Here is a 6,036-nt window from a genome sequence, read left to right on the forward strand (position 1 = left end):
AGCTTTATTAACAGTAATAGAATTAGACTTACCAATAGAAGAACCATATTTAACATAACTTGTATTCAAACCATTATACAAAGCACTACCATAATAATTACCTGCCTTAGATAAAGTGAAAGTATAATTAAAAACACCTTTACTGTTTGTCTTAAGATTCACAGATTTATCACCAAGCTTTAAAACAACCACCTGATTAGCTAAAACATTACCATTAATATCTTTAAGCTCACCTTCAACAGTAATCTTATTACCCTCCTTTGTTGAGCTTAAACTAATTTTAGTTCCAATTAAATCTTTAAAAACAACTGGAACATAAGTAACAGCACTATTATACTCAGCATTACCAACAAAAACAACTTCTAAATCACCAGAATAAGGACTAATTATAATATAATTTAAAACAGCCTCACCATTTAAAAAATTAACACCATAATAAGTAGTATTACCAATTATAACATCACTTGTAGTGTTAATCCTCTCATTAAGAGATAAACTAACAATAACAGTATCACCTAAACTACCATTTCCAACAACAGCACCAACAACTAAATCATCCTTAAACACAACAAAACTAGTACTATTACTAAAACCAAAGTAAGTCCCATCACCAGCCCAACTAACAATAACACTAAACACACCAACATTCTTTGGAACAAAATTAAGATTCCATTTACCATCAGCACCAGTAGTCATAGTATAAGCAGTACCATTAATAACCACACTTAAATCAACACCAACCAATAAATTACCACCAATATCAGTTAAAACACCACTAATAGTAAAAACAGAGCCTACAGTCACAGGACCGGTTGGAATAATAATAGTACTGTTAGTATTAATCAAGATACGGAAACTTGTACTATTATTAAACCCATAATAGGATTCATTACCATTCCAATTCATAATAACAGTAATATCAGTTCCAGGAGTAACATTATCAGGCACAACATATTCTAAAACCCAAAGACCATTAGTATCAGTAACCCTATTATAAGAAGTATTAGAACCACCACTAGAAAGAACAATAGTAACACTAACACCAACCAGTGGATTATCAGCCTCATCACTAACAACACCACTGATATTCACCATATTACCAACACTAGCAGGAGAAGGAACAACAATAACACTAGAATTAGTCACATTACGAGCAAAAAAGCTACTAATATTTGTAAAATTAGTGTAATTACTATTACCAATCCAACCAACACTAACAATATACTCACCAGCAGCATCAGGAGTGAAAGCATAACTCCAAACACCATCATCACCAGTAACTACAGTATAAGATGCATTATTTATAGTAATATTAAGGTCAACACCACTCAATGGATTACCATCACTATCCAAGAGAACACCAGTAATATTAAACGCATGTCCAGATTTAATACTATCTGGAATAATAATAGTACTATTTACACCAAGCAAGGAAACATTGAAACTCACATCATCATTAAAAGTACTATTATAATTATTATCACCATTATAAGTCACATTCACAAGATATTCACCGGCAGAAAGACCAATAACCACACTATTAAGAGTAACACTAAATACACCATCAATAAGAGTTAAATTAACAGTATAACTAACACCATATTCATCTGTAATATTAACAGTCACATTACCAGTAGGAACAAGCCCTACACCACTAACAATACCACTAACCGTGAAATTATCACCATAAACCACATCAATCACAGGATCAACAATAACAACAGAAGTAACAGGAAGAATACTAAAACTTACACTATTATTAAAAGTACTATTATAATTATTATCACCATTATAAGTCACATTAACAACATAAGAACCCACACCACCAGCAAAAACACTACTATTAGTAGTATTGAAAGTGTAAGACCAAGTACCATCAGAATTAACAGCCACAGTTGTATTAGTACCATCATTAAAGTGTATTGTCACATTACCAGTTGGAACAACTCCTACACCAGTACCACCAGTAATACCAGTAACATTACCACTAACAGTAACATTATCACCATAAAGCACATCATTTACAGGATCAACAATAACAACTGGAGCAGTAGGAAGGACATTAAAACTCACACCACTATTAACAGTACTAGAATAATTATTATCACCACTATAAGTCACATTAATAATATAATGACCTACACCACCAACAAATACACTACTATCAGTAGTATTGAAAGTATAATTCCAAGTACCATCAGTATTAAGACCCACAGTTACATTAGTACCATCATTGAAATGAATAGTCACAATACCAATTGGAATACTACCTCCTACACCAGTTACATTACCACTAACAGTGAAATTATCACCATAAACCACATCAGTTACAGAATTAACAATAACAACTGGAATAGCAAGATTATATTCAATAATATAGTTAACAGAGTAATTATTATACTCTCCAACACCTTCTACAGGTGTATTGTTAAAAACTATGCTTATGTAAAGTTTACCAATTATGAATTTTTGAAGATTAAAACTCCAATTACCATTATTAACCACAGCCATATAACAATCATTATCGTTAGTAATAAGGTAAATATAATAATTATCAATAGGAGTTCCATTAGTATCTTCGATACGACCACTGATAGTAACAAAATCTCCATAAGATAAATTAGTATATGGGTCAGTAATTATAGTCACATTACTATTTTCAATATCACTGAAAGAACCTAAAATACTAGAATTAGTGTAATTAAGGCTACCACTATATTCAACAAAAAATTGATAATAACCAAAATCAATATTATCGAGAGTAAGATTCCATAAGCCATTAACAACAGGAACTGCATACACTATTAAAGTATTATTAATAAAAATAGAAAGAGTAATACTTCCATCTATTCGATTATCAAAAACATCAAAAAGAGTACCTTTGATAAAAACATTACGTGTAGAATTATTTATAAAAGTTTCCGAAAGATTGAGAATAGTGTCATTTAAAGTCAAATCAAAACTAAATAAAAGAGAACAAGCTGAAAATGTAGTATTAACAAACCAAGAATCAGGACCCTCTCTCAAAGGAACAACAAAACTATAATTCTGACTTCCTAAAAAAACAGTGCTGTTGTTAACTAAACTATCATTAAAAACCATATTTAAAGGCAATAATCCAGGAATATAAGTATCACTATCATTTAAAGCAAGAATATAATCAAAAACAACAGAATGCAAATATTTATCAAAACGAGGTACAATATTCACGGTAAAATAATTATTAGTAATTACATTGCTTGGTTTACTATTTAAACCCCAAAAATTATAATCAGCAACAAAATTACCAGAATCACTGAAAAGAATTTGACTAAAATTAAGAGAAGTATCAATCCTATTAAAAACAGTGTAATTAATAGTAACTAATTGATCAGTATAAACAGCCATTCCACTAGTTCCACCAATTAACTCAGTAAAATAAAAATATGACTGTGAAATATTAAAAGATGTAGTATCTGAATAAGTAACATTCCAAAAAGCATTAAATATCTCCTCAAAAGTAATACTATCACCAAAACCATTAAAAATAATATTTTTATTTGTATAAAATATATTCTGACCATAGGCTCTACTTCCAATATTCTCTGCATGTGCATACATGGTATTATTTAAAAAAGAAGAATTAATTATTGTAGTATCACCACCAAGAATAAATAAGACCGCTCCACGACCTTGACCTGCACCATAAGCAGCGTTACGAGCTGTTATATTATAATTTTTAAATTCAGTACCAATAATATTCAAAGTACAATTACTTGCAAAAATACCTCCTCCTGCTATTACTAAGGAAGTTCTCCTACCATTCTCACCATTACCTGAAATATCCTTTTGATAATCTTCAAAAGTACAATTAATTAATGTAATATCCGAATTAAAAGCTAAAATAGATCCTCCTATTAATGTTTTAACATTTTGCCCACCAATTCGCTCTAATCCACTAAAATTTTTTAATTTTATATTAACTAGAGTAATAGTATATCCATCACAATTTTTTATAAACTGACCATTTCCCTGCCCATCAATAACAGTAGAACCTTTACCTTTAATAGTAATATTCTTATCGATGACTATATTTTTGTTATTATTACCAATATAAATCCCTTCATCCAAATTTAAAACACCATTATCATCAGTACTATTAATACCATTAATAATACCTCCAGAAGTAGTATTAGTAATATTAGTCTCATTTGCAGCAGCTACACTACCTAAACAATTGAAAACAGCAAAAACTATAAAAACAAACAATAAAACTTTAAAAAGAGTTTTAAGATTCATAATTCACCACCGTCAATAATAAAAATATTAAATAGATTAATATTAAATAAAATAGCACCACCAGCACTTTTATTTGAGAAAGTAGAACTATTTACTATATTGTTTATTATCATCTTATATCATCCATTCCTAGTTTAATCAATAAAATCCATCACTATTCTAATAGGTTATATTTTGAAAAAAGAATTAATTCAGTGAAAAATCCTATAAGCAAATGCTCACTTTCTTTATATTCAAATATGAATACTATTAAATTTAAAGACACACAATAACCAAAAGAATAATTTTAATAAAAATATAATGAGCATTCACTATTTATACATAATAATATAATCTATTTTATAATATATAAATTTAACCCTTAAAACAAAAAATCCAGAGCAAACCAAAGTAAATAGAAAAAAACAATCCTCACCCCCCCCCCACATTAATAAAGGAAAAAAATGATTTAAACTAGAAATAAAACCTTATTTGAATTTTTTACCTCAAAAAATCAAAAATACCAAATATTAAAAAAAATAAAAAAATAATAAAAAAATAAAAGGAAAAATAGAAGATTTCTTCAAATTAACTAAAAAAATGACTGAAAAACAACAAATTTCATAAATATACAAATGAATCCATCGTAAAAACGTTATTTAATTGTATTTTTAACAGAACTTATCATAACACAAGGATACAACAATTCTAAAAGTATACAAAAGCTTTCAGAAACTTAAAAATTTAACACCCTAATAATAATTATATTGTTTAGAGAGCAAAAATCTCCGTACTGAAATTCAAAAAATAATCAGTCTGAGAGTATTTCAACAATAAAAACTAAACTAAACTAAACTAAAATATACTAATCAATTAAATACTTACTAAAAACTATATTAGCTAATTCATAAGACAACTCAAAGAGTATAAAGAATATAAAAGTTGAAAAATTTAAAAAATCAACAAAAGGTAATGAAAATCCAGTAATAGACTGATAATAACCTAAAATAGCTAAAAATAAAATAGCTAATTTCATTGTAAACCTATAATCAAAGAAAAACTTTAAAAATTTACTTTTATTATAAATACTTTTATTATCATTACCAATTTCATCAATAAATGCAGAAATAATACAAATTAACAAAGTAATCAAACTTAAATCAGTTAAAATACTACCATTAGGATTAAAAACACCCCAAACAAGATATAATAATAAGAATACTAAAAAAGTTACAATATGATGAATACCATCAATTTTAAAAGATAACGCAGTACCAACTAATATTCCGATGAAAATATAAGAAGCATCTATATTATTACTAGCTAAAAAAGCAATAATAATCCCACAAATGATTCCAAGAATTATTGATGATAATTTATTTGACTTTTCATCATATTCATCATCAGAAAGTTTCATTAAAAATCCTGAAAGTGAATATAATAAAGCTATTAAGACTTGATTCAATTGATAACCTCTAAATGATATTTATAACATTATATCCTTTTTTATAAAGGATTATTAATTTTTTTATTAATAATTATTAAAATTTATTTTTTTATTAATATTGATTTTTTAAAATTTATTGAATTACTAATTAATAAATTTATATTAGGAGAATTAGTATATAAATTTTTATAATATAAAATATAATACAAAAAACAAAATATAATAGCTGTTTTTTAAAAAAATAAAAATAAAAGAAGATAAAAAATAAAAATAAAATAAATTATGAGATTTTTGATTGGTTGAAAATTTTGTAGTATTTTTATTGAATATAT

At 26.9% G+C, this 6,036-nt stretch carries 2 protein-coding genes; both read right to left on the reverse strand.

Going from position 1 to position 6,036, the window contains the following annotated elements; all coding sequences use genetic code 11:
• On the reverse strand, positions 1 to 4,278 hold a 4,278-nt coding region (locus MBBAR_RS09900), incomplete at its 3' end, for a beta strand repeat-containing protein (RefSeq protein WP_143746198.1).
• Positions 4,279 to 5,122: 844 nt separating this feature from the next.
• The gene (locus MBBAR_RS09905; protein ID WP_249025067.1) at positions 5,123 to 5,722 is read right to left on the reverse strand and encodes a hypothetical protein; all 600 of its coding nucleotides are present in this window, start codon (positions 5,720 to 5,722) and stop codon (positions 5,123 to 5,125) included.
• Between the last annotated feature and the right edge of the window lie 314 nt (positions 5,723 to 6,036).

Source organism: Methanobrevibacter arboriphilus JCM 13429 = DSM 1125 (assembly GCF_002072215.1).
In the GTDB taxonomy this organism is placed as follows: domain Archaea; phylum Methanobacteriota; class Methanobacteria; order Methanobacteriales; family Methanobacteriaceae; genus Methanobinarius; species Methanobinarius arboriphilicus.